This window comes from Rhizobium sp. ZW T2_16, from assembly GCF_044987325.1.
In the GTDB taxonomy this organism is placed as follows: Bacteria; Pseudomonadota; Alphaproteobacteria; order Rhizobiales; family Rhizobiaceae; genus Neorhizobium; species Neorhizobium cellulosilyticum.
In genome coordinates this window covers 79881-103569 of sequence record NZ_JBJDRG010000012.1, presented here as the reverse complement: position 1 = coordinate 103569, position 23689 = coordinate 79881, and the positions used below count along the sequence as shown (strand labels likewise).

19 protein-coding genes and 1 pseudogene are annotated in these 23689 nt (G+C 58.8%); 9 read left to right on the top strand and 11 right to left on the bottom strand.

Annotated elements, in window-relative coordinates; genetic code table 11:
• The first annotated feature begins 2 nt into the window (after positions 1 to 2).
• The 3 genes from ACI3K0_RS22660 to ACI3K0_RS22650 are packed head-to-tail and all read left to right on the top strand — an operon-like array spanning position 3 to position 3698.
• Positions 3 to 944: an ABC transporter permease gene (locus tag ACI3K0_RS22660; RefSeq protein WP_206826599.1), complete on the top strand. Its 942-nt coding sequence runs from the start codon at positions 3 to 5 to the stop codon at positions 942 to 944.
• 13 nt (positions 945 to 957) lie between these two features.
• Entirely contained in the window at positions 958 to 1821 is an 864-nt protein-coding gene (locus tag ACI3K0_RS22655; protein WP_148146776.1) for an ABC transporter permease, read from the top strand.
• Between the two features lie 5 nt (positions 1822 to 1826).
• A complete protein-coding gene (locus ACI3K0_RS22650) occupies positions 1827 to 3698 on the top strand; it encodes an ABC transporter ATP-binding protein (protein ID WP_404946294.1) in 1872 nt (623 codons plus the stop codon).
• Between the two features lie 151 nt (positions 3699 to 3849).
• On the opposite strand, the gene ACI3K0_RS22645 is transcribed toward ACI3K0_RS22650, so the two are convergent.
• Positions 3850 to 5265, bottom strand: coding sequence for an amidohydrolase family protein (locus tag ACI3K0_RS22645; RefSeq protein ID WP_206826595.1), 1416 nt, complete (start codon positions 5263 to 5265; stop codon positions 3850 to 3852).
• A 4-nt stretch (positions 5266 to 5269) separates the two neighbouring features.
• Positions 5270 to 5416, bottom strand: a complete 147-nt coding sequence (locus tag ACI3K0_RS22640) for a hypothetical protein (RefSeq protein ID WP_206826593.1) — start codon at positions 5414 to 5416, stop codon at positions 5270 to 5272.
• A 201-nt stretch (positions 5417 to 5617) separates the two neighbouring features.
• Here ACI3K0_RS22640 and ACI3K0_RS22635 point away from each other — a divergent pair, with 201 nt between their 5' ends.
• The 5 genes from ACI3K0_RS22635 (at position 5618) to ACI3K0_RS22615 (ending at position 11889) form a co-directional block, all read left to right on the top strand.
• Entirely contained in the window at positions 5618 to 6559 is a 942-nt protein-coding gene (locus tag ACI3K0_RS22635; RefSeq protein ID WP_148146768.1) for a LysR family transcriptional regulator, read from the top strand.
• 354 nt (positions 6560 to 6913) lie between these two features.
• The gene (locus tag ACI3K0_RS22630) at positions 6914 to 7672 is read left to right on the top strand and encodes a transporter substrate-binding domain-containing protein (RefSeq protein WP_404946293.1); all 759 of its coding nucleotides are present in this window, start codon (positions 6914 to 6916) and stop codon (positions 7670 to 7672) included.
• Between the two features lie 81 nt (positions 7673 to 7753).
• Positions 7754 to 8368, top strand: a complete 615-nt coding sequence (locus ACI3K0_RS22625) for a flavin reductase family protein (RefSeq protein ID WP_206826589.1) — start codon at positions 7754 to 7756, stop codon at positions 8366 to 8368.
• A gap of 324 nt (positions 8369 to 8692) precedes the next feature.
• A complete protein-coding gene (locus ACI3K0_RS22620; protein WP_148146763.1) occupies positions 8693 to 9604 on the top strand; it encodes a LysR family transcriptional regulator in 912 nt (303 codons plus the stop codon).
• Between the two features lie 104 nt (positions 9605 to 9708).
• The gene (locus tag ACI3K0_RS22615) at positions 9709 to 11889 is read left to right on the top strand and encodes a malate synthase G (protein ID WP_148146762.1); all 2181 of its coding nucleotides are present in this window, start codon (positions 9709 to 9711) and stop codon (positions 11887 to 11889) included.
• Between the two features lie 150 nt (positions 11890 to 12039).
• Here the strand turns inward: ACI3K0_RS22615 and ACI3K0_RS22610 are convergent.
• A pseudogene (locus ACI3K0_RS22610) lies at positions 12040 to 13521 on the bottom strand (carnitine 3-dehydrogenase); the annotation flags it as partial.
• Positions 13522 to 13699: 178 nt separating this feature from the next.
• Entirely contained in the window at positions 13700 to 14602 is a 903-nt protein-coding gene (locus tag ACI3K0_RS22605) for a 3-keto-5-aminohexanoate cleavage protein (protein ID WP_206826586.1), read from the bottom strand.
• Positions 14603 to 14707: 105 nt separating this feature from the next.
• Between ACI3K0_RS22605 and ACI3K0_RS22600 the strand changes: the two genes are divergently transcribed.
• Positions 14708 to 15673 carry a GlxA family transcriptional regulator gene (locus ACI3K0_RS22600; protein WP_148146756.1) on the top strand — a complete coding sequence of 322 codons (966 nt, stop codon included), beginning with the start codon at positions 14708 to 14710 and terminating at the stop codon, positions 15671 to 15673.
• A 615-nt stretch (positions 15674 to 16288) separates the two neighbouring features.
• On the opposite strand, the gene ACI3K0_RS22595 is transcribed toward ACI3K0_RS22600, so the two are convergent.
• From ACI3K0_RS22595 to ACI3K0_RS22565, 7 genes are all read right to left on the bottom strand, one after another.
• Positions 16289 to 17659 carry an FGGY-family carbohydrate kinase gene (locus tag ACI3K0_RS22595; RefSeq protein WP_404946292.1) on the bottom strand — a complete coding sequence of 457 codons (1371 nt, stop codon included), beginning with the start codon at positions 17657 to 17659 and terminating at the stop codon, positions 16289 to 16291.
• Positions 17656 to 17976: an L-rhamnose mutarotase gene (gene rhaM / locus ACI3K0_RS22590; RefSeq protein WP_183826560.1), complete on the bottom strand. Its 321-nt coding sequence runs from the start codon at positions 17974 to 17976 to the stop codon at positions 17656 to 17658. The genes ACI3K0_RS22595 and rhaM overlap by 4 nt, the downstream gene beginning before the upstream one ends.
• Positions 17973 to 18977, bottom strand: a complete 1005-nt coding sequence (locus ACI3K0_RS22585) for an ABC transporter permease (protein ID WP_404946300.1) — start codon at positions 18975 to 18977, stop codon at positions 17973 to 17975. Before ACI3K0_RS22585 ends, rhaM begins: the two co-directional genes overlap by 4 nt.
• 14 nt (positions 18978 to 18991) lie before the next feature.
• Complete coding sequence (locus ACI3K0_RS22580; RefSeq protein ID WP_404946291.1) at positions 18992 to 19981, bottom strand: ABC transporter permease; 990 nt, start codon at positions 19979 to 19981, stop codon at positions 18992 to 18994.
• Between the two features lie 10 nt (positions 19982 to 19991).
• Positions 19992 to 21518 carry a sugar ABC transporter ATP-binding protein gene (locus ACI3K0_RS22575; protein WP_404946299.1) on the bottom strand — a complete coding sequence of 509 codons (1527 nt, stop codon included), beginning with the start codon at positions 21516 to 21518 and terminating at the stop codon, positions 19992 to 19994.
• Between the two features lie 105 nt (positions 21519 to 21623).
• Entirely contained in the window at positions 21624 to 22631 is a 1008-nt protein-coding gene (gene rhaS, locus ACI3K0_RS22570; RefSeq protein ID WP_148146747.1) for a rhamnose ABC transporter substrate-binding protein, read from the bottom strand.
• Positions 22632 to 22684: 53 nt separating this feature from the next.
• The gene (locus ACI3K0_RS22565; RefSeq protein ID WP_404946290.1) at positions 22685 to 23503 is read right to left on the bottom strand and encodes a DeoR/GlpR family DNA-binding transcription regulator; all 819 of its coding nucleotides are present in this window, start codon (positions 23501 to 23503) and stop codon (positions 22685 to 22687) included.
• Positions 23504 to 23689 lie beyond the last annotated feature (186 nt).

The following is a 23689-nucleotide window of genomic DNA, read 5'->3' as shown; positions in this document are numbered from 1 at the left end:
CCATGTATGCCTATATTCTGAGACGCATCCTGGCGACCATCCCGGTGATGCTGATCGTCGCCTTCATCGTCTTCTCACTTCTTTATCTAACGCCTGGCGACCCTGCGGCGGTGATCGCCGGCGAACACGCGACGGCTGAGGACATTGCGCGCATTCGCGCCAATCTCGGTCTGAACGATCCATTCCTCCTCAGGTTCGGCAGCTGGATCGCATCGATCATGCAGTTCGATCTCGGCACATCCCTTTTGACCAATATGCCTGTGTCGCAAATGATCGGGCAGCGGATCGAACCGACATTGTCCCTGATGCTGCCGACCCTCATCCTGGCGGTCTGCATCGCCGTACCGCTCGGCGTCATCGCCGCATGGCGCGCCGGCACCAAGGTCGATCACTTCATCACCGTTTTTGCCGTCCTCGGTTTTTCCGTTCCCGTCTTCGTCGTCGGTTATGCGCTGGTCTGGAGTTTTTCCCTGAAGCTCGGCTGGTTGCCGGTTCAGGGTTATGCGCCGATCGGCCAAGGTGTTTCGCGCTGGTTCCAGCATCTCGTACTGCCGTGTCTGACGCTGAGTTCAGCCTATATCGCACTGATTACCCGCATCACCCGAACGGCCGTGCTGGAAGTGCTGCAGCAGGATTACATCCGCACCGCCGAAGCAAAGGGCGTCGGTCGTCGCGCCATCCTGTTCGTCCATGCGCTGAAGAACGCCTCGGTTCCCATCATCACCGTCATCGGCATCGGGGTCGCGCTTCTTATCGGCGGCGCCGTCGTGACGGAAAGCGTGTTTGCCATTCCGGGCCTCGGACGCCTGACGATGGAATCGATCATGCGGCGCGACTACCCGGTGATCCAGGCGATCGTCCTGCTGTTTTCCATTTCCTACGTTCTCGTCAACCTGCTGATCGACATCGCCTACACCTTCGTCGATCCACGCATCCGCTATTGAAGGGAGCGAAACGATGTCTGCCATCAACACATCCGCAAGCGGCTTCCTCAAGGAAACGACGCGTTATCCCACTGTCATTGCCGGAGCCATCCTGCTCGGCATCATCCTTCTGATCGCATTTCTCACACCGCTGCTGTCGAACACCGATCCGTCCTACATCGACGCTGCACGCCGCGCCCAGCTTGCCTCGGCCAGCCACTGGTTCGGCACAGACATGCTCGGTCGCGACCTCTATACGCGCGTTCTCTACGGTGCCCAGGTCTCGTTGATCGTAGGCTTTGCGGTGGCGGTTCTGTCGACCATTGGCGGTCTTGCCATCGGCCTGATGTCGGGTTTCGTCAAGGCGATCGACGCCGTCGTGATGCGGTTTATGGACGGCCTCATGTCCATTCCGGCGATCCTGCTTGCCGTGGCGCTGATGTCGATCAGCAAAGGATCGGTGACCAACGTCATCATCGCCATCACCATTGCGGAAATCCCGCGAACGGCGCGCCTGGTGCGCGGCACGGTGCTCAGCTTGCGTGAGCAGCCCTATGTCGAAGCCGCCGTCGCCGGAGGCACGCGCCTGCCAACGATCATTTTCAAGCACATCCTTCCCAACACGCTTGCGCCTCTGATCGTCCAGGCGACCTATGTCTGCGCCAGCGCGATGATTTCGGAATCGATCCTGTCCTTCATCGGAGCGGGCGTGCCTCCCGTCATTCCGTCCTGGGGCAATATCATGGCGGAGGGGCGTGCCCTCTGGCTGGTGAAGCCCTTCATCATCTTTTACCCGGCAGTCTTCCTGTCGATCACGGTCCTCGCCATCAATCTCCTCGGCGATGGTCTGCGTGACATGCTGGATCCCCGCAATGCCCAAAGAACGACGTCCCGGTGAGCGCCATGATCATGTCAGACACTCTTCATCCGGCACCTGAAACGACTTCCGATGCAGTCCTTTCCGTGCGCGACCTCACCGTTTCCTTCGGTTCTGCCGATTACTGGAAATCTGTCGTCCGCAATATTTCCTTCGATGTCGGCGCCAACGAGACTGTCGCCGTGGTCGGCGAGTCCGGGTCAGGCAAGAGCGTTACGGCTCTTGCAATCATGCGGCTCCTGCCCAAGGCGACAAGCCGGATCGACGGCCAGATATTGCTCAACGGCCGCAATGTGCTCGATCTGCCGCCGCAGGCCATGCAGGCCCTGCGCGGTGATGAGGCGGCAATGGTCTTCCAGGAGCCGATGACCAGCCTCAATCCGGTGCTGACCATCGGCTTCCAGCTGGCGGAAGCGTTAAAATGGCATCGCGATCTTTCCAATGCCGAGGCGCTCGCCGAGGCACGCAGGCTACTCGACCGTGTCCGCATTCCGGCCGCCGAACGGCGGCTGGCGGAGTATCCGCACAACCTTTCCGGCGGGATGCGGCAACGCGTTATGATCGCGATGGCGCTCGCCTGCCGCCCGAAACTGCTCATTGCTGACGAGCCGACGACGGCGCTCGACGTCACCATCCAGGCGCAGATCCTCGACCTCATTCGGGAATTGCAGGCCGATGGCGGCATGTCCGTGCTTTTCATTACCCACGATATGGGCGTCGTCGCCGAGATCGCCGACCGCACGGTGGTGATGTTCCGAGGCGATCAGGTGGAAACCGAGCGTACCGAAGCGATATTCCAGCAGCCCGCCCATCCTTACACAAGGGCATTGCTGGCTTCCGTGCCTCGGCTCGGCTCCATGCGCGGCACCGAACTACCGGTTCCTTTCCCCAAAGTGGATATGGAAACCGGCGCAATTCAGGAACCGGAGAAACCGGCAGCGGCACCGGCTCGTTACCGGCCGATGGTCCTTGACGTGCAGAACCTGGTGACGCGGTTCGACATCCGTTCAGGCCTGCTCAACCGCATCTCAGGGCGGGTTCATGCGGTCGAGAATGTTTCCTTTTCGATCGCCGAAGGCGAAACGCTGGCGCTGGTCGGAGAATCCGGTTGCGGCAAGTCGACGACCGGGCGCTCGATCATGAGGCTGACCGAGCCGGTCTCGGGCTCCATCACCGTCGACGGTTTCGATGCCAAGTCGGTTCGTGGCCCCGATCAGCGTCGGATGCGTCGCAGCATCCAGATGATCTTTCAGGATCCATTCTCCAGCCTTAATCCCCGCGCGCGGATTGGTTCTTCGATTGCCGAGCCTTTCCTCGAACACGGCCTTGGCACACGCGCTGAGGCCATGGAGAAGGTCGCGGAAATTCTGCGCCGTGTCGGCCTGGGGCCGGATGCGATCGACCGGTTTCCACACCAGTTCTCCGGCGGCCAGCGTCAGCGCATCTGCATAGCGCGTGCGCTTATGCTGGACCCGAAGCTGATCGTCGCCGATGAATCCGTCTCGGCGCTGGACGTTTCCGTGAAGGCACAGGTCGTCAACCTGATGATGGAATTGCAGGCGTCTCTCGGCGTCTCCTTCCTCTTCATCAGTCACGACATGTCGGTGGTGGAACGCATCGCCCATCGGGTGGCAGTCATGTATCTGGGCGAAATCGTAGAGATCGGCTCGCGGACCGCAATTTTCGAGAACCCGCAGCATCCCTATACCAAGCGCCTGCTTTCAGCCGTCCCGATCCCCGATCCCACTTTACGCCGGGGGCCAAGCGCCGCTGCGCCATTGGAATTGAAAAGCCCCATTCGCTCGATCGACTATGTTCCGCAAAAGCGCGAATTCCGCGAGATTTCAGCGGATCACAAGGTTCAGGTCTGGGGGAAGGAATGGGAAACCGAAGCCTGAAGAGGTTCATATCGGCAGATCACAAGCGAGGAACGGAAAAGGGAGGCACTGCCTCCCTTTTCCGTTCCTCGCTACTAACCGGCGAACCTGTCGTATTTGCCAGATGAATTCGCAGATGATCAGGCTTGCCTCCCGATCATCTGCCTGCTGATCAGGCCCCGAAAGCCGCCCTAGCTTCCGGCATATCCCATATGCGGGCGATAGCGGCACTTCCTGCCGCGGTGATTACTGCCTCATCACCCAGCGTGTAGCCGCCATTCTCGACCAGAACCCGGCCATCGACGATGACACTGTCGATATTGGCCCTGTTGGCGAGCGCGACAAGCGCCTTCATGGGATCGAACAGCGGCTGCAGATGAGGATGGGTCATGTCGACTATCGTCAAATCTGCGGTGGCGCCGGGGCGGATTTCTCCGAGATCAGGGCGCTTGATGGCGGCCGCGGCCTGCGCCGTTACGGCATCGATCATCGTCTGCGAGGATGCGACGGTCGCATCGCCAGAAACGACCTTGGAAATCATCGCTGCCGCGTTGATCTCTCCGAGCAGGTCCATATTGTAACCGTCGGTTCCGACCACCGTCCGAATGCCCTTTTCGGCAAAACGGGAGAAGGCGGCCGTCTTGCCCGTGCGCGCGAAGACACGCGGGCAGTTGAGAACCGTCATGTCACGTTTCGCCATCAGGTCGAGATCGCTGTCGGAGCATGCGATGCAGTGAGCCGCAAGCAAATCCGGTCCAAGCAGCCCCAACCAGTCGAGATATTCCGCAGGGGTGCGCCCGTTGTATCGCTGGCCAATCACTTCGACTTCCCGCACGCTCTGGGCAAGATGAGTTGTCACCTGGACACCGAGTTCGCGGGCACGTGCATGCGCTGCCCTCAACAAGTCGGGATCGCAGGTATCCGTGGCATGCGGGCTCATCGTGACCTGGATACGCCCGCCGTCCAGTCCATGCCATTTGCCGTGGATATCGCTCCATGTCGCGAGATCTCGCTCGGAATCGCTTCCTGACGCATCGGCGACATCATATTGCACGACACCCTTTGCATCCGCCTTGGGGTTGGCGCTGGAAAACAGATAGGGAGCACCATAGAAACGCAGTCCCATTTCGAGCGCCGCATCGAACATTTCGGGTATCCCGTTGCGGAACGGTTCCATCACCGTCGTCGCACCACCCTTGAGAAGCTGCAGGATGCCAAGGCGGCCGATCGCCATGCGTTCCTCGGGCGTCAGGATGTCGATGCCGCTTTTCGTCAGAGGCAGAAGCACGCTGTAGACGACGCTCTGGCTATTCTTGCGACCGCCACCATCCTCCGCATGGGTACGGGCGACAGCTTCAGAGAAGCAGTGATTGTGCAGGTTCAACAATCCCGGAAGAATGAACCGTCCGGGACGGTCGAGCACATGATCGGCACTCGCCGGCCGGGATGCGGAAACGGCAGCGATCCGGTCTCCTTCGATCACCACCCACTGGTCGCGTTTGACAACCGGCAAGCCTTCCTCGCGAACGAGGACGTAGCTGCCATAAACGGCTGTGGTTCCGGTTGCCTTCTGCGGCACTTGCGGCATGTCCTTACTCCATTAATCGTGAAAACGCGCCGTCCTCAGGCCTCTCGACACGCAGTTGCGGCGCGCCCGCAAGGCGCATCGCCGCGATGCTTTCATCGATGGCCTCCGTTGCTTCGAGCGACGAGTTCGGATTGATGATCAGTATCTGCATGACTTTTATTCGAGGAAAGGAAGCCGACAAAGCACTTGGCGCTGGATTTGCAGGATCACAAAATCCGGAGCACCTGATTGCCATAGCTTAGCCGAGAGGTGCTCATGGCGGCAGTCGAGACGGCTATTATAAAAACCGTCCTGCTATTCGAGGTGATTATAGGGGAATGAGTTCCCATGCGGCATACTATTTGCATATTGAATGGAACAGCATGGATATATCGAGCGAAATTATATGAACCTGCGTCAACTGGAACTGCTTCGGGCGGTCATTCGCAACGAAACGACGATAGGCGCGGGGCGTGAGCTAGGGCTCTCTCAGCCGGCGGTCAGCAATGCAATCAAGCATCTGGAAACGCAACTCGGCTTTCCCCTGTTCGAGCGGATTAACAACCGCCTGTTTCCGACCATGGAAGCGCGTTCGCTGTATGAAGACTCCGAGCCGATCTTCTCGCTGCACGCCGCGCTTGAATTGCGGGTGCAGGACTTTCGGGAACACAAGGCCGGCCATGTGCGGATCATTGCGACCCCGCCCATGGGTTACAGCATCATCCCCAAGGCGCTGTCGGCGTTCCGACGCGATATGCCCAATGTGAAGGTCTCCTTCGATGTACGGCGATTGGAGCATGTGCTGGACAGCGTCGACGCCGGCATTGCAGAGCTGGGCTTTGTCATGGCGCTGGGCGAGCACCAGCCGATGCTTGACACCGAACGGCTCTACTCCGGCAGCATGGTTTGCGTCATGCCGCTCGGACATCCACTTGCGGATAAAACCATCATCATGCCGGAGGATTTGGCACAGCACACGTTCATTGCGCTCGACCGCCACACGCGCATGGGAAATCTTGTTCGCTCAATTTTCGACAAGGCCAACGTGCCGTATCAATTCTCGATCGAGGTTCGCTATTGCCACGCGGCCTGCATATTGGCCAGCAATGGGGTAGGGGTTGCGATCGTCGATCCTTTATCGCCGCTCTGTGTACAACAGGATGCGATCGTGGTGCGCCCGCTCAGCACGTCCTGCGAGGTCAGTGCGTCGGCCGTGCAATCAGGGAAAAGGCCGTTATCGCGTGTGGCAAGAGCCTTTCTTCGAAGCGTTAAGGTCGCGATGGAACAACACACCACACGGAATACAAAGGCTTGAGCCTTCTATTCACGTGGTCGCACTCCCTGAGTACTTTTGGCCCTGACTATAATAAATCGGGCAGGATTATTCGGCGCGCGAATAGACATTCTTGCCAACCGCCCGGTTTTCATCACGTCAGCCCGATCTAGTCCAAATGCGACTAGATTCTACGAAATTAATTCGTTGGGCTGAAAAAATTCTCATTCGCATTCTTTCCGCGCATACCAGTCCGGCACCGCTAGCGGCCGGATACTCTGTGACAAAGAAAAAATGGGAACAGATATGAAAAGTGCAAAATCAATATTCGCCCCGGCCGTTTTTCTCGCCGCGACACTGCTTGCTCCATACACCTCGAATGCCTCCGATCTTGTCGTGCCGCCGGCACTGAAGGAAAAAGGCAGCATAATTGTCGCGATCGAATCGACCTATCCGCCGATGGCCTATCGGAACCCAAAGACCAATGAACGACTTGGCTTCAATGTCGACCTGGTCACCGCAATGGCCCAAAAAATGGGTATTGAGGTCAAATGGGAAGAACTGAGTTTCGAACAGTTGGCCACCGCCTTGGAAGTTGGGCGCGTCGATCTGGTGGGAACTGCGATCAGCGATCTTCCGAGCCGCCGCGAGAAAATGACATTCGTGGATTATCTGCGCACCGGGGCACAGCCCTTCACGACCGTTGCCAATGCGCAAAAGTTGAAGACCAGTGCCGACCTCTGCGGATTGACCGTAGGAGCGCCCAGCTCAACGAATTATTTCCCTGCTACAAAAGCATGGAATGAAAAGAATTGCGTCGGCACCGGCAAGGCTGCAATGACCGTGAACGGCACGCAAGGCGCCACTGCGGCGCGCCTGGATCTCAAGCAGGGCCGTCTCGATGCCGCCGTGCTTGGCCCGGAATATGTAAGCCACCTGATGCGAGACGAGCCTGACACCTATGTTCTCGTAGGCGACCCGCTGATCGAGACGCTTTTCGGTCTTGCCGTTAGCAAGAAAGATCCGGCCATGCGGGACGCGGTGGCAGGAGCGGTCACCTCCCTCATCAAGGACGGTACCTATATGTCCCTGCTCAAGAAGTACGGCCTGGAAAGACAAGCGATGGCCGAGGTGAAAATCGACGCAGGCCAGTAATAGCCGCCGAAAGGCAAGCCTTCTTTCCCTTCGGCCGTCATCATGGCCGAAGGTATCTCTTTCAGGAATTCAAGCAGGTCAATGACAGACACGATTACCATCGATTTTTCGGAAATAGAGCCGCGTGACAAATACAAGATCATGATCGGCACGATCGTACCCAGGCCAATCGCCTGGGTAACGACTGTCGACGCCGGCGGCCGGCCCAATGCAGCCCCCTACAGCTTTTTCGGTTGCCTCAGTTCCGATCCGCCGATCATCGGCCTGGGCATCGAATACCGAGCCGATGGCCGTTCAAAGGACACCGCTCGCAACATTCGCGATGTCGGCGTTTTTACGGTGAACATAGTCTCCCATTCGCTCGCCGATGCAATGAACACCACTGCTTTCCCATTTGACGAACATGTCAACGAAGCCGAAATGGCGGGATTGACCCTTCGTACGGGCATCAAGGTCGCGTCTCCGGCAATCGCTGAATCTCCCGCGGCGCTGGAATGCAGGCTGCATAGCTTCATCGACCTGGGCAAATCGCGAGAGATTATTCTCGGCGAGATCGTCGCCGCACGACTGCGAAGCGACATCGTCAACGAGCGGTTCCACATAGACCCAATAGCACTCGACGCCGTTGGAAGGATGGGAGGTAGCGCCTATTCAACAACGAGAGACTGTTTCGATATCAAGCCGCCCACCCTGTGAAATCTACGTTCCAACCGGGGGACACCCCTGGTTGAAACCATGTAGGATTTCATCCGGTTGTGTCCGCTCTCGAACGCCGAAATCTTGTAGGCACACACGCCAAACATAGGCGTGGAACTGGCAAAGATGCCGCTCGGCACACCGGGAAGTGCGGTCAGCGTTGCGGATGGAGCGCTATCCTCAAGACGCTTGACAGCCAACACCACCAAGACCTCCAGAATTCGGCAGGGTTCCTGCACGAAGAAATCGAAATCTGGTGCAGTCCTCTCAGGTCCGCTATGGGAATTAATGAAAGCTATTTATTCTGGCGGGGAGAAAATACCGATGAAGGACTTGGGCGATCTCCAGATTTTCGCCAAGGTCGCGTCGACGCGCAGCATGTCGGAGAGCGGCCGCATTCTCGGCCTTTCTCCTGCCGTCGTCTCCAAGGCGATCAAGCGGCTCGAGACTTCACTGGGGGTGCGACTACTCCAGAGAACGACCCGACAGATCGCGGTCACCGAGACGGGGCAAGCATTTTACGAGCGTGTTATCGAAATTCTGGCAAGCGTGCAGGAAGCCGAGAATTTCGTTTCGGGACGTTCCGCAGAAATCGCAGGCGAGTTGAGGGTAAGTGCTCCCACTTCTTTCGGGCGCATGCATGTAGCACCGCATCTCAGAGGCTTTATGGAGCTTTATCCGAATGTTTCTGTAGAGCTCGTGTTGTCTGACGCCTTCACGGATATCATCAGTGAAGGGTATGATCTCGCCATCCGTATCTCCGCCCTCAAGGATTCCGGACTGGTCGCGCGAAAACTGGCAGCAACCCGACGGATACTCTGCGCCTCTCCAGAGTATCTCGAGAGGTTCGGCGTTCCAAAAACAATGCGGGAGCTTGCAAATCACACATGCCTGCCGGCGCACAACGGAGAGCCTTGGCGACTGGAGGGGCCGGAAGGATCTCTCACCTATCGGCCCGAGGGCAAACTGAAGACGAATTCCAGCGAAGTTATCCGTGAAGCGGTGATTTCCGGACTTGGCATAGCGTTGCGCTCCACGTGGGATATCGGCACGGAGCTTTCGACAGGCAGACTGGTGCAGGTGCTTCCAGGTTATGAAGGGCCGCAAAACACAACGGTCTCGGCCGTCTACCCCAGCCGTCAGTTCATTCCGCCAAAGGTTCGCGCATTTTCGGAACATCTTCAGCGGATCTACGGATCAGAACCTTATTGGGAAACGACAGGTTCAAAAAAATGATTTTATCCTTTTGGGAACAAGTCATTTTCATTGATGTCTGTTGTAATTACCAATCATTCGCCGCCATCTTTCGCAGAATAGAAACGTTTTAGGGGAGAAACCGTATGGCACGCAAGGAAATCGCCGGTCTTCAGATTGACGAGCAACTCTATCGCTTCTTGGTGGAGGAAGCTCTTCCCGATACGGGCGTCGATACCGATCGCTTTTTCGAGCAGTTCTCGGCGATCGTCCACGAGCTGGCTCCGAAAAACCGCACCCTTCTCGCCAAGCGCGATGCCTTCCAGGCCAAGATCGACGACTGGTACCGGAAGAACGGTGCGCCGAGCGATATGTCTGTCTACGAGGCCTTTCTGCGTGAGATCGGCTACCTTCTGCCCGAAGGCCCCGATTTCCAGGTTTCGACAGAAAACGTCGATCCGGAAATCGCCACTATCGCCGGCCCTCAGTTGGTCGTGCCGGTGATGAATGCCCGCTACGCCCTGAATGCTGCCAATGCTCGCTGGGGTTCGCTCTATGATGCGCTTTACGGTACCGATGCGATCCCGGAAAACGAGGGCGCCGATAAGGGCAAGGGATACAATCCGATCCGCGGTGCGAAAGTCATTGCCTGGGTGCGCGATTTTCTTGATCGCTCCGCGCCGCTCTCCGGCGCGAGCTGGAACGATGTTGCGTCATTCAAGATCGATGCCTCGGCCCTGTTCGTGACGCTCACCGATGGACAGGTGACGGGGCTCACCGATCCGGCTCAGTTTGCCGGCTATCTGGGTAAAGCTGCGGCGCCGACGCAGATCCTCCTGAAGAAGAACAATCTCCATGTCGAGATCCTGGTCGATGCGACGACCGCAATCGGCAGGCAAGATCCGGCCCATATCTCGGATGTCTGGGTTGAATCGGCGATTACCACGATCATGGACTGCGAGGATTCGGTCGCAGCCGTCGATGCCGAAGACAAGGTCGTCGTCTACCGCAACTGGCTCGGCCTGATGAAGGGTGATCTGACGGAAGAGGTGTCCAAAGGGGGCAAGACATTCACCCGCAAGCTCAATCCTGATCTCGACTATACGGCACCGGACGGCTCGAGTTTCGAGCTCAAATGCCGATCGCTGATGCTGGTTCGTAATGTCGGCCATCTGATGACCAACCCGGCCATCCTCGATCGCGACGGCGCTGAAGTGCCGGAAGGCATCATGGATGCAATGGTCACCGCATTGATCGCCATCCACGATATTGGCCGGACTGGCAGCCCCAAGGGCCGCCGGAAGAATTCACGGCTTGGCTCGATGTATGTGGTGAAACCAAAGATGCACGGGCCGGAAGAAGTAGCCTTCGCCGCCGAAATTTTTTCGCGCGTGGAAGAGGCGCTCGGCCTGCCCAGGAATGCCATCAAGATGGGCATCATGGACGAGGAGCGTCGCACGACGGTCAACCTCAAGGAAGCGATCCGGGCTGCGAAGGATCGTGTCGTCTTCATCAACACTGGCTTCCTCGACCGCACTGGCGACGAAATCCATACCTCGATGGAAGCCGGCCCCATGATCCGCAAGGGTGACATGAAACAGGCTGCATGGATCGCGGCCTATGAGAACTGGAATGTCGATATCGGGCTCGAATGCGGTCTTTCCGGCCATGCCCAGATCGGCAAGGGAATGTGGGCGATGCCCGACCTCATGGCGGCGATGCTTGAGCAGAAGATCGGCCACCCGAAGGCGGGCGCCAATACCGCCTGGGTTCCGTCACCGACGGCGGCAACGCTGCATGCTACCCACTATCACACGGTGGATGTGGCAGCAGTTCAGAAGAGCCTGAAGAGCCGTACCCGAGCCAAGCTTTCCGACATCCTTTCCGTGCCGGTGGCGCCGCGCCCCAACTGGACGCCGGAGGAAATCAGCCGCGAACTTGACAACAATGCACAAGGTATTCTCGGTTATGTCGTGCGCTGGATCGACCAGGGCGTCGGCTGCTCCAAGGTGCCGGACATCAATAATATCGGCCTGATGGAGGACCGCGCGACCCTGCGCATCTCGGCCCAGCACATGGCCAACTGGCTGCACCACAAGGTCGTGACCGAAGGCCAGATCGTCGAGACGATGAAGCGCATGGCAAAGGTGGTCGATGGCCAGAACGCCGGCGATCCGCTCTATAGTCCGATGGCAAAAGACTTCGACGGCTCTATCGCGTTTAAGGCGGCACTCGATCTGGTTCTGAAAGGGCGCGAGCAGCCGAACGGCTACACCGAGCCGGTCCTTCACCGTCGCAGGCTGGAGCTGAAGGCAAAGGCCGGTTGATCCAGAGCCACCTCCAATGAGCAAAAAGCCGCCGGGAATGTCCTCGGCGGCTTTTTCGGTTTCGCAATTGTGGCGTCCTTACCGGATCAGGCCGTTTCCCTGATCTGGAAAGGATCGCTTGCTGGACGTAACCGCACCCTGCATGACCGTCTGCCCCACGGACCGCCCTACCCCTTGCGGCACCGGCAGCCTGGCATGAGCGTCTGCTATGGGCGCAAGTCTGGCCAGAATTTCCGGCGGTGCGGCGGAAGACTTGCCGGCCTTGGCACTCACATGCAGCATCAGTTGTTCGGCGGTCGCAAGAACCTCGCCGCTCTGCGCATCATGAATGGTGGTAAAATACCGGATGCGTTTTTCATCGAAGCCGAGCACCTGCAGCGTTGCATAAAGCATCTGCCCGAGCTTTGCCTCGCCGAGATGCCGGATATGGGTCTCGACCGTATAATAGCTGTGTCCCGCTTCGACATAGGCGAAGTCGACACCGATCAGCCGCAAAAGCGCATCGGACGTGTCGCCGAAAACCTGCAGATAACGGTGTTCAGTCATGTGACCGTTATAATCCACCCATGCAGCGCTTACCCTTGTATCGACCAGCCGCAACGGCTGCGAAATGTCCGGCGCATCCTTCCTGCCGCCACCCCTTGCCCAGAGAAGCTTTTCGAAATCGGCCAGCACCTTCCCGGAACCCCAGCCCTTTCCGCCATCTCCTGCCTTGAGAGCCTGCATGATGCCGACCAGGTTCTCGTCGCGGATACGCTCAAGCTCGCGTATGCCACGGGCACCGGACTGCGCGTCCGATTGCGCCGCGATCTTGTCGACCAGCGCATCATCGAGATCGACCACATCCGTCAGCTTCGTCCAGGGCCATGAAAGGCAGGGGCCGAACTGCGCGAGAAAATGGCGCATGCCCGCCTCGCCGCCGGCAATCCGATAGGTTTCGAACAGGCCCATCTGAGCCCAGCGCATGCCGAAGGAATAGCGGATCACGTCATCAAGCGTCTCGGTATCGCAGATGTCGTCATGGATCAGCCACAGCCCCTCGCGCCATATGGCTTCCAGCAGCCGGTCGCCGACAAACGCCTCTATCTCCTTTTTCAGGATGACGCCCTTCATCCCGATCGGCGCCAGCCTGTCTCTGGCGCGCTCCAGCGTCTCGGGCGATGTCTTCTCCCCACCGACCAGTTCGGCCAGCGGCAGAAGATAGACGGGGTTATAGGGATGGGCGACGAACATCCGCTCGGGATGCTGCATGTCACGTTGCAGTTCGGTCGGCATGATGCCCGAGGTCGACGAACCGATCAGTGCTTCCGGATCGGCATATCTGTCGATCTCGGTGAGCACGTTTCGCTTTAGGTCGACGCGCTCGGGTACGCTTTCCTGAATCCAGTCAGCCCCTGCGACGGCCTCTTCCACGCTCCCACAAAAGGTCAGCCTTCCCTTCGGCGGCAGCGGCGCCATGGTCAGCATGGCATAGGCGCGCTCGGCATTCGCCAGTACCTCGCCGACGATACGTTTGGCTTCCGGATGCGGATCGTACATCGACACGTCTATCCCGCCGAGCAGGAAGCGGGCCGCCCATGCCCCGCCGATCACGCCCCCGCCGATACAGGCGGCCTTCTGGATGCTCGTCATGAATTCTTCCCTTGTTTCGTCCGGCCTAACCACTGCCCCTCACCCTCTCCCCGCAAGCGGGGAGAGGGGACGTGCCCTGCTCAACTTTCGAGAGGAACGGAGACGTTGCGACATCTGTCCTTCTCCCCGCGCGCGGGGAGAAGGTGCCGGCAGGCGGATGAGGGGCACACCCCGACCTCTACCGCTTCACCAGCTTCAGCTTCTCGCGCACCGCATCCGGCCCGATGATCTTCGCCCCCATGCCCTCGATCACCCCGACGGCCTTCTCCACCAGTTGCGCATTGGTCGCGAGCTGCCCCTTGCCGGCGTAGAGATTGTCCTCAAGCCCGACCCGGACATTGCCGCCAGCCAGAACCGCGGCCGCCGGATAGGCGAGCGCATTGCGGCCGATCGAGAAGGCCGAAAACGTCCAGCTCTTCGGCACGTTGTTGACCATTGCCATGAATGTGTTGAGATCGTCCGGCGCACCCCAGGGAATGCCCATGCAGAGCTGGATCAGCACCGGGTCCTCGATCAGCCCCTCCTCCACAAGTTGCTTGGCGAACCACAGGTGACCGGTATCAAAAGCTTCGATCTCGGGACGCACGCCGAGCGCCGTCATCTGCCGCGCCATTTCGCGCAGCATCGAGGGCGTGTTGGTCATCACGTAATCGCCGAGTGAAAAGTTCATTGTGCCGCAATCGAGCGTGCAGATTTCCGGCAGGCAGTCGGCCACATGCGCAACACGCTCGGTCGCACCCGCCATATCGGTGCCATCGGGATTATAAGGGAATGGCGCCTCGACATTGCCGAAGACCAGATCGCCACCCATGCCAGCCGTCAGGTTCAACACGACATCCACATCAGCAGACCGAATGCGATTGGTGACTTCCCTGTAGAGTTCAAGGTTGCGCGCCGCTGCCCCGGTCTCGGGGTTTCGAACGTGACAGTGAACCACCGCCGCCCCTGCCCTGGCGGCATCGATAGCCGAGTCCGCAATCTCTTTCGGGGTAATCGGAACGTGACCGGATTTTCCGGTCGTATCGCCGGCACCGGTCACGGCACAGGTAATGAAGACCTCGCGGTTCATCTCGAGCGGCATTGTTCCCTCCTTTTCGCTGCCGCCATTACGAGCGAGGGAAAAGGAAAATGCTTTCCACTATCGGCGCTGCTCTATACATTTTCGGAATGCTGCAAAGGGAAGCGCATGGATGATAACCAGCATATCGACATTCTCCTTCTGCCTGAAACCAACCTCATTCTGCTATCCTCGGTCATCGAGCCCTTACGCGCCGCAAACCGTATCGCCGGGCGAAATCTCTACCGCTGGACGATCTACTCTCCTGACGGCCGGCCGGTCGAGACAACGTCCGGCATCCCCGCCCCTGTATCAGGCGCATTCCGCCCTGGCCGCGAAACCGATCCGCTTTTTGTTCTGGCCAGTTACAACTGGAAAAGCGCGGCAACCCGCGAGCTGAAATTTCTCCTGTCGCGCACCGCCCGCCACCGGACATCGATCGCCGGCATAGAGAGCGGCGCTTTCATCCTCGCCGAAGCCGGTCTGCTCAACGGTTTTTCGGCTACCAGCCATTGGGAGGATTTCGACGATTTCTCCCGCGCCTACCCGCAGGTCATCATGGTCCGCGAGCGGTTCGTCATCGACGCCAAGCGTATCACCACCGGTGGGCCTCTCCCGACGCTCGACCTCATGCTGGAACTGATCCGCCGTACCAACGGCTATTCACTGGCACTCGAAATATCGAGGCTGTTCATTTACGAACAGGAGCGCAGCGAAAAAGACCGTCCCGATCATCCGCTCATCAGCAGCACGGGAAAAATCGACCCGCGCGTACAGGCTGCAGTGAAGCTCATGGAGAAGACGGTCGAGGCACCGCTCTCTCTGTCAAAACTTGCCAGACGATCTGGCGTCAGCATCCGCCACCTTCAGGATCTCTTTCACCAGACGATGGGTGTCGCGCCTCATGCCCACTATCTCGCACTCCGCCTCAACGCCGCTCGTCGAAAGGTGATCGAGACCAGAGCGAGCTTTGCCGATATTGCCGCCGAAACCGGCTTCAATTCCGCTTCTGCGTTTTCGCGCAGCTACCGCGCCAGTTACGCCGAAAGCCCCAGCGAGACACGCCGCCGACTGAAACCTGCGATCGGACACTGAGAGCGGATCCTACGGCCAAACGTGTCTCGAGCACGAAAGATGAAGCCGCAGCAGCCTGGCCGTTAACGGATCGTGAAACCCTTGGGCATAGCCTGGATATGGGACAGATGGTGTCGAGATCACATCGTTCTACGGAAAATCCGGACAGGTTAACATCTTGAAAAATAGACGTCAGCGACGCGATACGAAACCTAATCAAACGTTTCGTTTCGCTAGTGGATAGTTAACCATATCTGGCTGTAGGCTCGACGCAGGCAGGTCCCGCTGATTCGTATTATAGGCTTAAGAGCATCGTCTGAAAATACGCGATCCCGGTTATTAAAAGCCTTGTTTTCCGGCGCCGTCGGAAGACGTTGACAGCTGTCAACAGCCCTCCCCTGACGTATCAATCAGCGCAGCTTCGGCGCAACTCGGAAAGATGCCCCTCCCCTATTGCCGGGGACGAGACGCGCCATCCTGCGAAAGACGGTGACACATCGGAACCAGCACCGACAGGCAACCCGTCCTCTCACCTGACCTAAACCCGCACAGCAATAAAGCGGATCGCGGTTGACAGCTGTCAACAGCCTCGTCCGGCAACTGGGCTCTCCGCGCCTAATCCGGCCGGAGCAAGACTCAAACGCTGGCGAGCCAATCCGCCCTGTAACCAGAAAGGCCGGCGCCATCGATTGCAACGGCCGGAACGCCACGGCGGTCAGCCGGCTTGATGCCCGCCAACAGAGCCGCCCCCTGGCTCGTGCCGGTCGAACCCGGAACGGCAAATACTCCCCTGCCCGTCAGGCTGGACAATAGACTGAGATAGAGCGCGTTGAGAGCAAACGGTCCTTCGACGAGGATAGGCCCCCTGCCGCCTGCCAGATCAAGGCAGGTCTCCGTCATCAGCGCAAAATAGAGACAGGCCGCAGCCCATCGCTCATCAGCAGACGCGCTCTGCCCATTCACCCATTTTCGCTCGCGCCCCGGGAACGGCCCTGATCCCGCAACGACATTCGGCAACAGCATCAGGCGTTTCCCGATAACGCCAGGCAATGCGGCCCTTGCCCGATCCTGATCCAGAATGCCCAGTTCGCCTGTCAGAATTTCGAACTCCCGGCCACCCATGAAACGGGCCGAGGGGACGACACGTCCGTATGCGTCGACATTCGCCAATGCGTCGCGCATCATATCCAGCCGGTCCACATCGCCGGCCACGGCGAAATTGATGACCCAGGTACCCGTCGAAACCACAGCGAATGGGGCGTCCCTTTCCGTAAGGTACGGCAAAAGGGAAGCGTTGGAATCGTGAATGCCGCAAAACACCGGTACAGGTTCGGGCAGGGAAATTCCCGAAACAATATCAGCGCGGACCATACCGACCTGATCAAAGGCCGAATGCACCGGAGCCATCAGGTCACGAATATCCAACACATTGACGAGCGAGGAATAACGTCCCTCATGGGGCCTCCAGAGATCCGTATGGCAACCGAGCGACGTCACCTCGTTGGCAGCGGCACCGGTCAGCCTGTAGGCCCAATATTGCGGGTAGGTCAGGATCGCCCGGACGCGCGAAAACGCCTCGGGAAAGGCCGACTTCTGATAATGGATCTGGGCACCCAGATTAAGTCCACCGGACAGACGCGGCGAAAAGGTCTCGGCAAAACCCGGGCGGATCTCGTCGTAAGCCCGCTGGATATCTTCGGGATACTGATGCTCGTAATCGAGAGCCGGCAAGGCCAATTGCCCATCCGCATCGATCAACGCAGCCGCAGCGCCGTGTGTCGTGATCGAAATGGCATCGAAGCCCGGCGCCTTGGCGAAATCGGCCAGCGTCTCAAGCAGAAAAGCCCAGAGCGCCTCGACATCGTAATGAGGGTAGGGCGGGCCTGATAGAACCCGGTTTGGCATGCGCCGCATCTCCATTTCCGCGCCGCTTGCGGCATCGAAAATCACCACCTTTGCATTCGTCTTGCCGATATCGAGGACGGCGATCCTTTCGAATGCGCTCATTGCAGATGAAACACCGTGACCAGATCGCTCTGAACCGGCGAATTGTCCGGATTGCTTTCCATGATATCCGCCATATGCGCCCACCAGCGCTTCATCACCGGATGCTCCGGCAGGCTCGCCATTGAATGGTCGACCGGCCGCGAAAGCACGCCGAACAGCGTGTTTGTCTCGCGGTCGAGATGGATGGAATAATCCCGCACACCCGCCTCGCGCAGAAGCGCGCTCAGTTCCGGCCAGATCTCGTCATGGCGCTTGCGATATTCGGCCTCCATGCCGGGGTTCAGTTTCATCTTGAATGCGTATTTCTCTAAAATCATTTTGTACTCATGAACCTGATGCGACGGACCACGATGGGCAGCGCGATGGTGATGATCAGAAGAAGGCCGACAAAGATCGACATGACGATGCCCGGCACGTTGAGAAGACCGAGCCCGAAGGTGACGAGGCCCATGACGAAGGCCGCGATGACGACGCCGGCAATTGTGCCGGCGCCGCCGAGAATGGAAACACCGCCGAGCACGACCATGGTGACGATCTCCAGTTCCCAGCCTTGAGCGATCGAGGGGCGGGTGGAGCCGAGCCGCGAGGTGAGGCAGACGGCGGCAATTCCGGACATCAGGCCGGTCAGCAGAAACAGCTTGAACTTGATCCGCTCGACCGAAATGCCGGAAAAACGTGCCGCAAATTCGTTATTGCCTATCACGAAAACCTGCCGGCCGAAATTGGTGGCGTGCAGCACGATGCCGAAAATGATGGCGAGCACGATGAACAGCACGAATTCGAACGAGAAGACCCAGAAGACATAACCCTGCCCGAAGTAGGCAAAGTCGGCCGGATATTTGCCATAGGCCTGGTCACCGAGCGTGATGTAGGAAATCCCGCGAAACAGGCTCATCGTGCCGATGGTGACGACGATCGAGGGCAGTTTCAGCACCGAGACCAGCGTGCCGTTGATCGCGCCGCAGACAAGCCCGACGCTGATGCCGACCGCAACCAGCCCCGGCGCACCGATCCCAATCTGGGCCGCCGCCCCCATGGCGGTGGAGGCGAGCGCAATGATCGCAGCAACCGAAAGATCGATCTCACCGACAATGATCAGCATCGCCATGGCAAAGGCGATCATCGCCTTTTCGGTGAAATTGAAGGTCGCGTCGGAAAGGTTCCAGGCGTTGAGGAAGTAAGGAGAGGCGAAGGAATTGGCGATGAAGATCGCGATTGCCACGCCGAACAGCAGCACTTCCCAGCTGCCGAGCAGGCGGCTCACCGGCGTGCCGAGCCGATCGGGAATGGCGGAACGGGTTCTGGTTTCAGCACTCATGTCGCGGGTGTCGCTCATACGGAAACCTCCTTGGCGCCACGGTCGCGCAGGATAATGCGCCCGGCCTTGCGTTCGGCGCGGGCATTGAAAACAACGGCGGCGACGATGACGATGCCGGAAATCGCCATCTGCGCGAAGGGCGAGATGCCAATGACGGGCAGGGCGTTCTTGATCACGCCGAGGAACAGCGCCCCAAGCACGGCACCGGCAACCGAACCGATCCCGCCGGCAATCGAGATACCGCCGATGACGCAGGCCGCCACCGTATCGAGTTCGAAACCGGCCGCGACATCCACATAGGCCACCGCATAACGCGACACCCAGAGATATCCAGCCAATCCAGCCAGCGCGCCCGAAAGGGTGAAAGCGAAAAACCGTGTCCGGCCGATATCGATACCCGCATAGACCGCAGCCGTCGGGTTGCCGCCGGAAGCATAGGTAGCGCGGCCGAACTGCGTTCGCGTCAGCACGACCCACATCATCAGCACGATGGCGATTGCCATCCATGACAGGAGCGGCATTCCCAGAACCGGCAGGCGAGGGAAGTTGAGGAAACCGGGCGTCATCTGGTGCGAATTCACCCATGCCCCACCCGACAGCACGAAGGCCATGCCGCGATAGATGGTCAGCGTACCGAGCGTCACGACGATCGGCGGGATCCGCAGCCACCAGACAAGCATGCCGTTGATGGCGCCCAGAGCCGCACCGATACCCACAGCCAGAATAACCAGCAGCGCCATCGGCATGCCGGGATAGGCAGCATCCAACATCGCCACCGCCATGCCGGTAAAGGCGAGATTGGCAGCAACCGAAAGGTCGATCGACTTGGTCAGGATCACCGTCATCTGGCCGAGCGCCAGAATGATCAGGATCGATGTGTCGTTGAAGATATTGGCGAGATTTCCGGGCGTTGCAAAACCGGGGGCACGAGTGGCAAAACTCGCCACCATGATGGCGATAATGCCGACCAGAAGCAGCTCGCGGTGTTTTAGAAGTTTTTTCATCTCTGCGTCCTCAGGCATTTCCGGTGGCGGCGCGCACCAGCGTCTCGGCGCTCAACTGCGAGCGCTCGAAAATCCCGGCCGACAAACCTTCGCGCATCACCAGCACCCGATCCGACACGCCAAGAATTTCAGGCAGTTCGGAAGAGACCATGATGATCGACAGGCCTTCGGCGGCCAGTTCGCTGATAAAACCATGCACCGCCGCCTTGGAGCCGATATCGATCCCCTTGGTCGGTTCGTCGAGAATGATCACCTTCGGCAGCGTCGCCAGCCATTTGCCGATCACCACCTTCTGCTGGTTGCCACCCGAAAGCGTACCAACAGGTACGGAAAGGGCTGCGGCACGCAGATCCAGCCGTTCGGCATATTTGCGCGCCAGCGCCAGTTCATTGGCGGCCTTAAGGAAACCGGATCGCGAGGTGCGCGCCAGCGAGGGCAGCGACATGTTCTGAAAGATCGGCATGGGCAGCGCCAGTCCGTGGCGACCGCGCTCTTCCGGCACATAAACAATACCGGCGGCAATCGCATCGCGCGGCGAGCGAATGGAAATCGTCTCGCCCTCTAGCACCAATTGACCGGAAGACGGCCGCGTCACGCCGAACAGCGACTGGCATATTTCCGAACGACCGGCACCGACCAAGCCATAAACACCGAGAATTTCGCCGCGCTTCAAATCGAAAGAGATGTCGCGATATTCCGTCGGGTGGCAGTAATTCTCGACCGAAAGCACGGTCTTACCGATCGCCACCTCGACCTTGGGAAAGATGTTGGAGACATCGCGGCCCACCATCATCCGCACGATCGTATCCTGCGGTGTCTCGGAAAGTCGCCCGTGACCCACAGCCTGGCCATCGCGAAACACCGCGAAATTCTCCGCGATCTCGTAAACCTCGTCGAACTTGTGGCTGATGAACAGGATCGCCTTGCCCTGTTTCTTCAAGCCCTCGACAATGCGAAACAGATCGTCAATCTCCTTGCGGGAAAGGGCAGCGGTCGGCTCGTCCATGATGACGATGCGTGCCTCGACCGACAGCGCCCGGGCAATCGCCACCAGATGCCGTTGCGCAATCGAAAGATCTTTTAGCCGTATAGTCGGGTCGATCTCGCTTTCCAGCGCGTGAAGCAATTCGGCAGCGCGCGCATTCATCACCTTCCAGTCGATCAGACCGAAACGGGTGCGCGGCGCATGCCCAAGAAAAATGTTCTCCGCCACCGACAATTCGTCGAACAGCACTGTCTCCTGATGGATGGCGGTGACACCTGCATCGACGGCATCCTGCGCGCTTGAGAAGCTGACCGGCTGCCCATCGATCAGGATCTCGCCTTCGCTCGGCACATAGATCCCGGTAAGGATCTTCACCAGCGTCGACTTCCCCGCGCCGTTCTCGCCGATCAGGGCAGTCACTTCACCCGGATGAAGCGAGATATTGACGCCATCCAGCGCCTTAACACCGGGAAAAATCTGGGAAATTCCACGCATTTCCAGGATCGTCGTCCGGTCCGCGGATCTCGAATCCTGAATAGGCGCCATCTCCATGCCCGTCCGTTCAACTGCGGTCATCATCATATCTGCCAATTGGAAGTCATCGCTGGTCCGGCGCCAAAAAGCTGGCGGCGCCGGACCTTGAAGTCCCGGGAGGGATCAGAAGATCTTAGAGAACTCGTCGATATTCTTGGCATCGTAGATGAACGGATCGGCCATCGCGGCCTCGCCGTTGTCACCGATCTTGATCTTGCCCATGCGGCCGGCAGGGATTTCCGAACCCGGCTTGCCGTCGGCGTCACCCTTCACCAGATGATAGGAGATCTGGGTGGCGCTGTAGCCGAGATCGATCGGGTTCCAGATGGCGAATTCCTTGGTCGCACCGGACTTGATGGCGCCCGCCATTTCGGATGGAAGACCAAGACCGGTCACATAGACCTGGCCGATCTTGCCGGCATCCTTGACCGCCTGGGATGCCGCCAGCACGCCGACCGTGGTCGGTGCGACGATAACCTTGACGTTCGGCTGCGAGGTCAAAAGACCCTGCGCTTCGCGATAGGACTTGTCGGCAAGGTCATCGCCATAAACCGTGGTGGCAAGGTTGAGACCGGGGAAATCCTTCAGCTGCTTCTTCATCTCGCCGATCCAGATATTCTGGTTGGTCGAGGTGGTGGTGGCAGACAAAATGGCGAAATCGCCCTTGCCGCCTTCGAGATGGCTGGCTGCAAGTTGCAGGCACATCTTGCCGATCAGCTCGCTCGAAGACGGATTGAGCTGCAGGATACGGCCTTCCGGTGCAACACCGCTATCCCAGGAGATCACCTTGATGCCGCGCTGGGCCGCCTTTTTTAGCGCCGGGACGACAGCATCCGGGTCGTTGGCGGAAATGGCGATCGCATCGACGCCTTGAGCGATCAGCGAGTTGATTACTTCGATCTGACCTTCCGCCGTCGTCGAAGTCGGGCCGGTATAGATGATCTCGACGCCGCCGAGTTCCTTTGCCGCCTCCTGTGCGCCCTTGTTGGCGGCTTCAAAGAAGCCGTTGCCGAGCGATTTAACCACAAGCGCGATCTTCATGTCGGCAGCATTCGCCGCCGATGACATCATGGCCAGGGCCAGTGCCGCGCCCAATGCCAGCTTCTTCGCCAGTTGTTTCGAAAGTTTCATGCCAATTCTCCTCCCAAAGATTGAACCTATGTCCATTTCCTCCCGCCGGCGCCTTATGCGACGGACGGGGTATCTTCCTCACCCTTATGTGCAGCACCTACCATACCGGCGATAATCAGTGTCACGCCGGCATCCTCCACCATGCGTTTGGCATCCTCCGAGACGCCGTCATCGGTAATGATCGTCGTCACACGCTCCAGCGGACACAGGATCATGCTCGACCGCCGCTGGAATTTCGATGAATCGACCATAACCACCAGTTCTTCGGCCTGGCTCATCAATTTCTGCTCGCTCTGGATCACCAGTGCATCCGGCTCCATGATCCCGAGAGGGCCAATCCCTTGCGCCCCGATAAACATGCGGCGAGCGTAGAAATTGCGGATTGCGTCATTGTCGAAAGGCGACAGGATCAGGCTTTGTTCTCGATAGATCGTACCGCCCGGCACCGTCACGTTGTTCTTGGAATGCTTGACCAGATGTTCCGCGATCGCAAAGGAATTCGTCATCACCTGCATGCGGCGCGCGGCCATGTAATGCACCATCTGGAACGTCGTCGTTCCGCCATTGATGATGATCGATTCACCCTCGTCGCACAGATCCACGGCCTGACGCGCAATTGAGCGTTTCTTATCGATGTTGACCGATTCCGACACACGGAATGAGCGGGCGGCCAGCTGGCCGATCTGCGGCGGATGCACCGCCTCCGCTCCGCCCCGCACCCGGCGAAGTTTGCCCTGCACGTGCAAAGACGCGATATCCCGGCGGATCGTCGCCTCGGACGCATCCGTCAGATCGGCAATATCCTGCACCGTGATCACAGGCTTTTCCTGGATCGCGCTCAAGATTATGCGATGTCGTTCGCGTTCGTGCATGGTCTCCTCCTGAGGCCAACTATTATCAGTTTCCTAAAGTTGTCAATCATAAACGATCAAGATTGATTCTACCGCAACGCAACATGATCGAACTTGATCAATTACGATTGACAAGCGACCAAACATCGCGCGATATCCTGTCGCACAAACGGCGCAGGAGGACCAGCGTCGTCACAAAATACCGTC

Excerpts from the sequence above, each read along its gene's own strand:
- ACI3K0_RS22660 (WP_206826599.1), top strand. The coding sequence starts at position 3 with ATGTATGCCTATATTCTGAGACGCATCCTGGCGACCATCCCGGTGATG.
- ACI3K0_RS22655 (WP_148146776.1), top strand. The coding sequence starts at position 958 with ATGTCTGCCATCAACACATCCGCAAGCGGCTTCCTCAAGGAAACGACG.
- ACI3K0_RS22650 (WP_404946294.1), top strand. The coding sequence starts at position 1,827 with ATGATCATGTCAGACACTCTTCATCCGGCACCTGAAACGACTTCCGAT.
- ACI3K0_RS22645 (WP_206826595.1), bottom strand. The coding sequence starts at position 5,265 with ATGCCGCAAGTGCCGCAGAAGGCAACCGGAACCACAGCCGTTTATGGC.
- ACI3K0_RS22640 (WP_206826593.1), bottom strand. The coding sequence starts at position 5,416 with ATGCAGATACTGATCATCAATCCGAACTCGTCGCTCGAAGCAACGGAG.
- ACI3K0_RS22635 (WP_148146768.1), top strand. The coding sequence starts at position 5,618 with ATGGAACAGCATGGATATATCGAGCGAAATTATATGAACCTGCGTCAA.
- ACI3K0_RS22625 (WP_206826589.1), top strand. The coding sequence starts at position 7,754 with ATGACAGACACGATTACCATCGATTTTTCGGAAATAGAGCCGCGTGAC.
- ACI3K0_RS22620 (WP_148146763.1), top strand. The coding sequence starts at position 8,693 with ATGAAGGACTTGGGCGATCTCCAGATTTTCGCCAAGGTCGCGTCGACG.
- ACI3K0_RS22615 (WP_148146762.1), top strand. The coding sequence starts at position 9,709 with ATGGCACGCAAGGAAATCGCCGGTCTTCAGATTGACGAGCAACTCTAT.
- ACI3K0_RS22605 (WP_206826586.1), bottom strand. The coding sequence starts at position 14,602 with ATGCCGCTCGAGATGAACCGCGAGGTCTTCATTACCTGTGCCGTGACC.
- ACI3K0_RS22600 (WP_148146756.1), top strand. The coding sequence starts at position 14,708 with ATGGATGATAACCAGCATATCGACATTCTCCTTCTGCCTGAAACCAAC.
- ACI3K0_RS22595 (WP_404946292.1), bottom strand. The coding sequence starts at position 17,659 with ATGAGCGCATTCGAAAGGATCGCCGTCCTCGATATCGGCAAGACGAAT.
- rhaM (WP_183826560.1), bottom strand. The coding sequence starts at position 17,976 with ATGATTTTAGAGAAATACGCATTCAAGATGAAACTGAACCCCGGCATG.
- ACI3K0_RS22585 (WP_404946300.1), bottom strand. The coding sequence starts at position 18,977 with ATGAGTGCTGAAACCAGAACCCGTTCCGCCATTCCCGATCGGCTCGGC.
- ACI3K0_RS22580 (WP_404946291.1), bottom strand. The coding sequence starts at position 19,981 with ATGAAAAAACTTCTAAAACACCGCGAGCTGCTTCTGGTCGGCATTATC.
- ACI3K0_RS22575 (WP_404946299.1), bottom strand. The coding sequence starts at position 21,518 with ATGGAGATGGCGCCTATTCAGGATTCGAGATCCGCGGACCGGACGACG.
- rhaS (WP_148146747.1), bottom strand. The coding sequence starts at position 22,631 with ATGAAACTTTCGAAACAACTGGCGAAGAAGCTGGCATTGGGCGCGGCA.
- ACI3K0_RS22565 (WP_404946290.1), bottom strand. The coding sequence starts at position 23,503 with ATGCACGAACGCGAACGACATCGCATAATCTTGAGCGCGATCCAGGAA.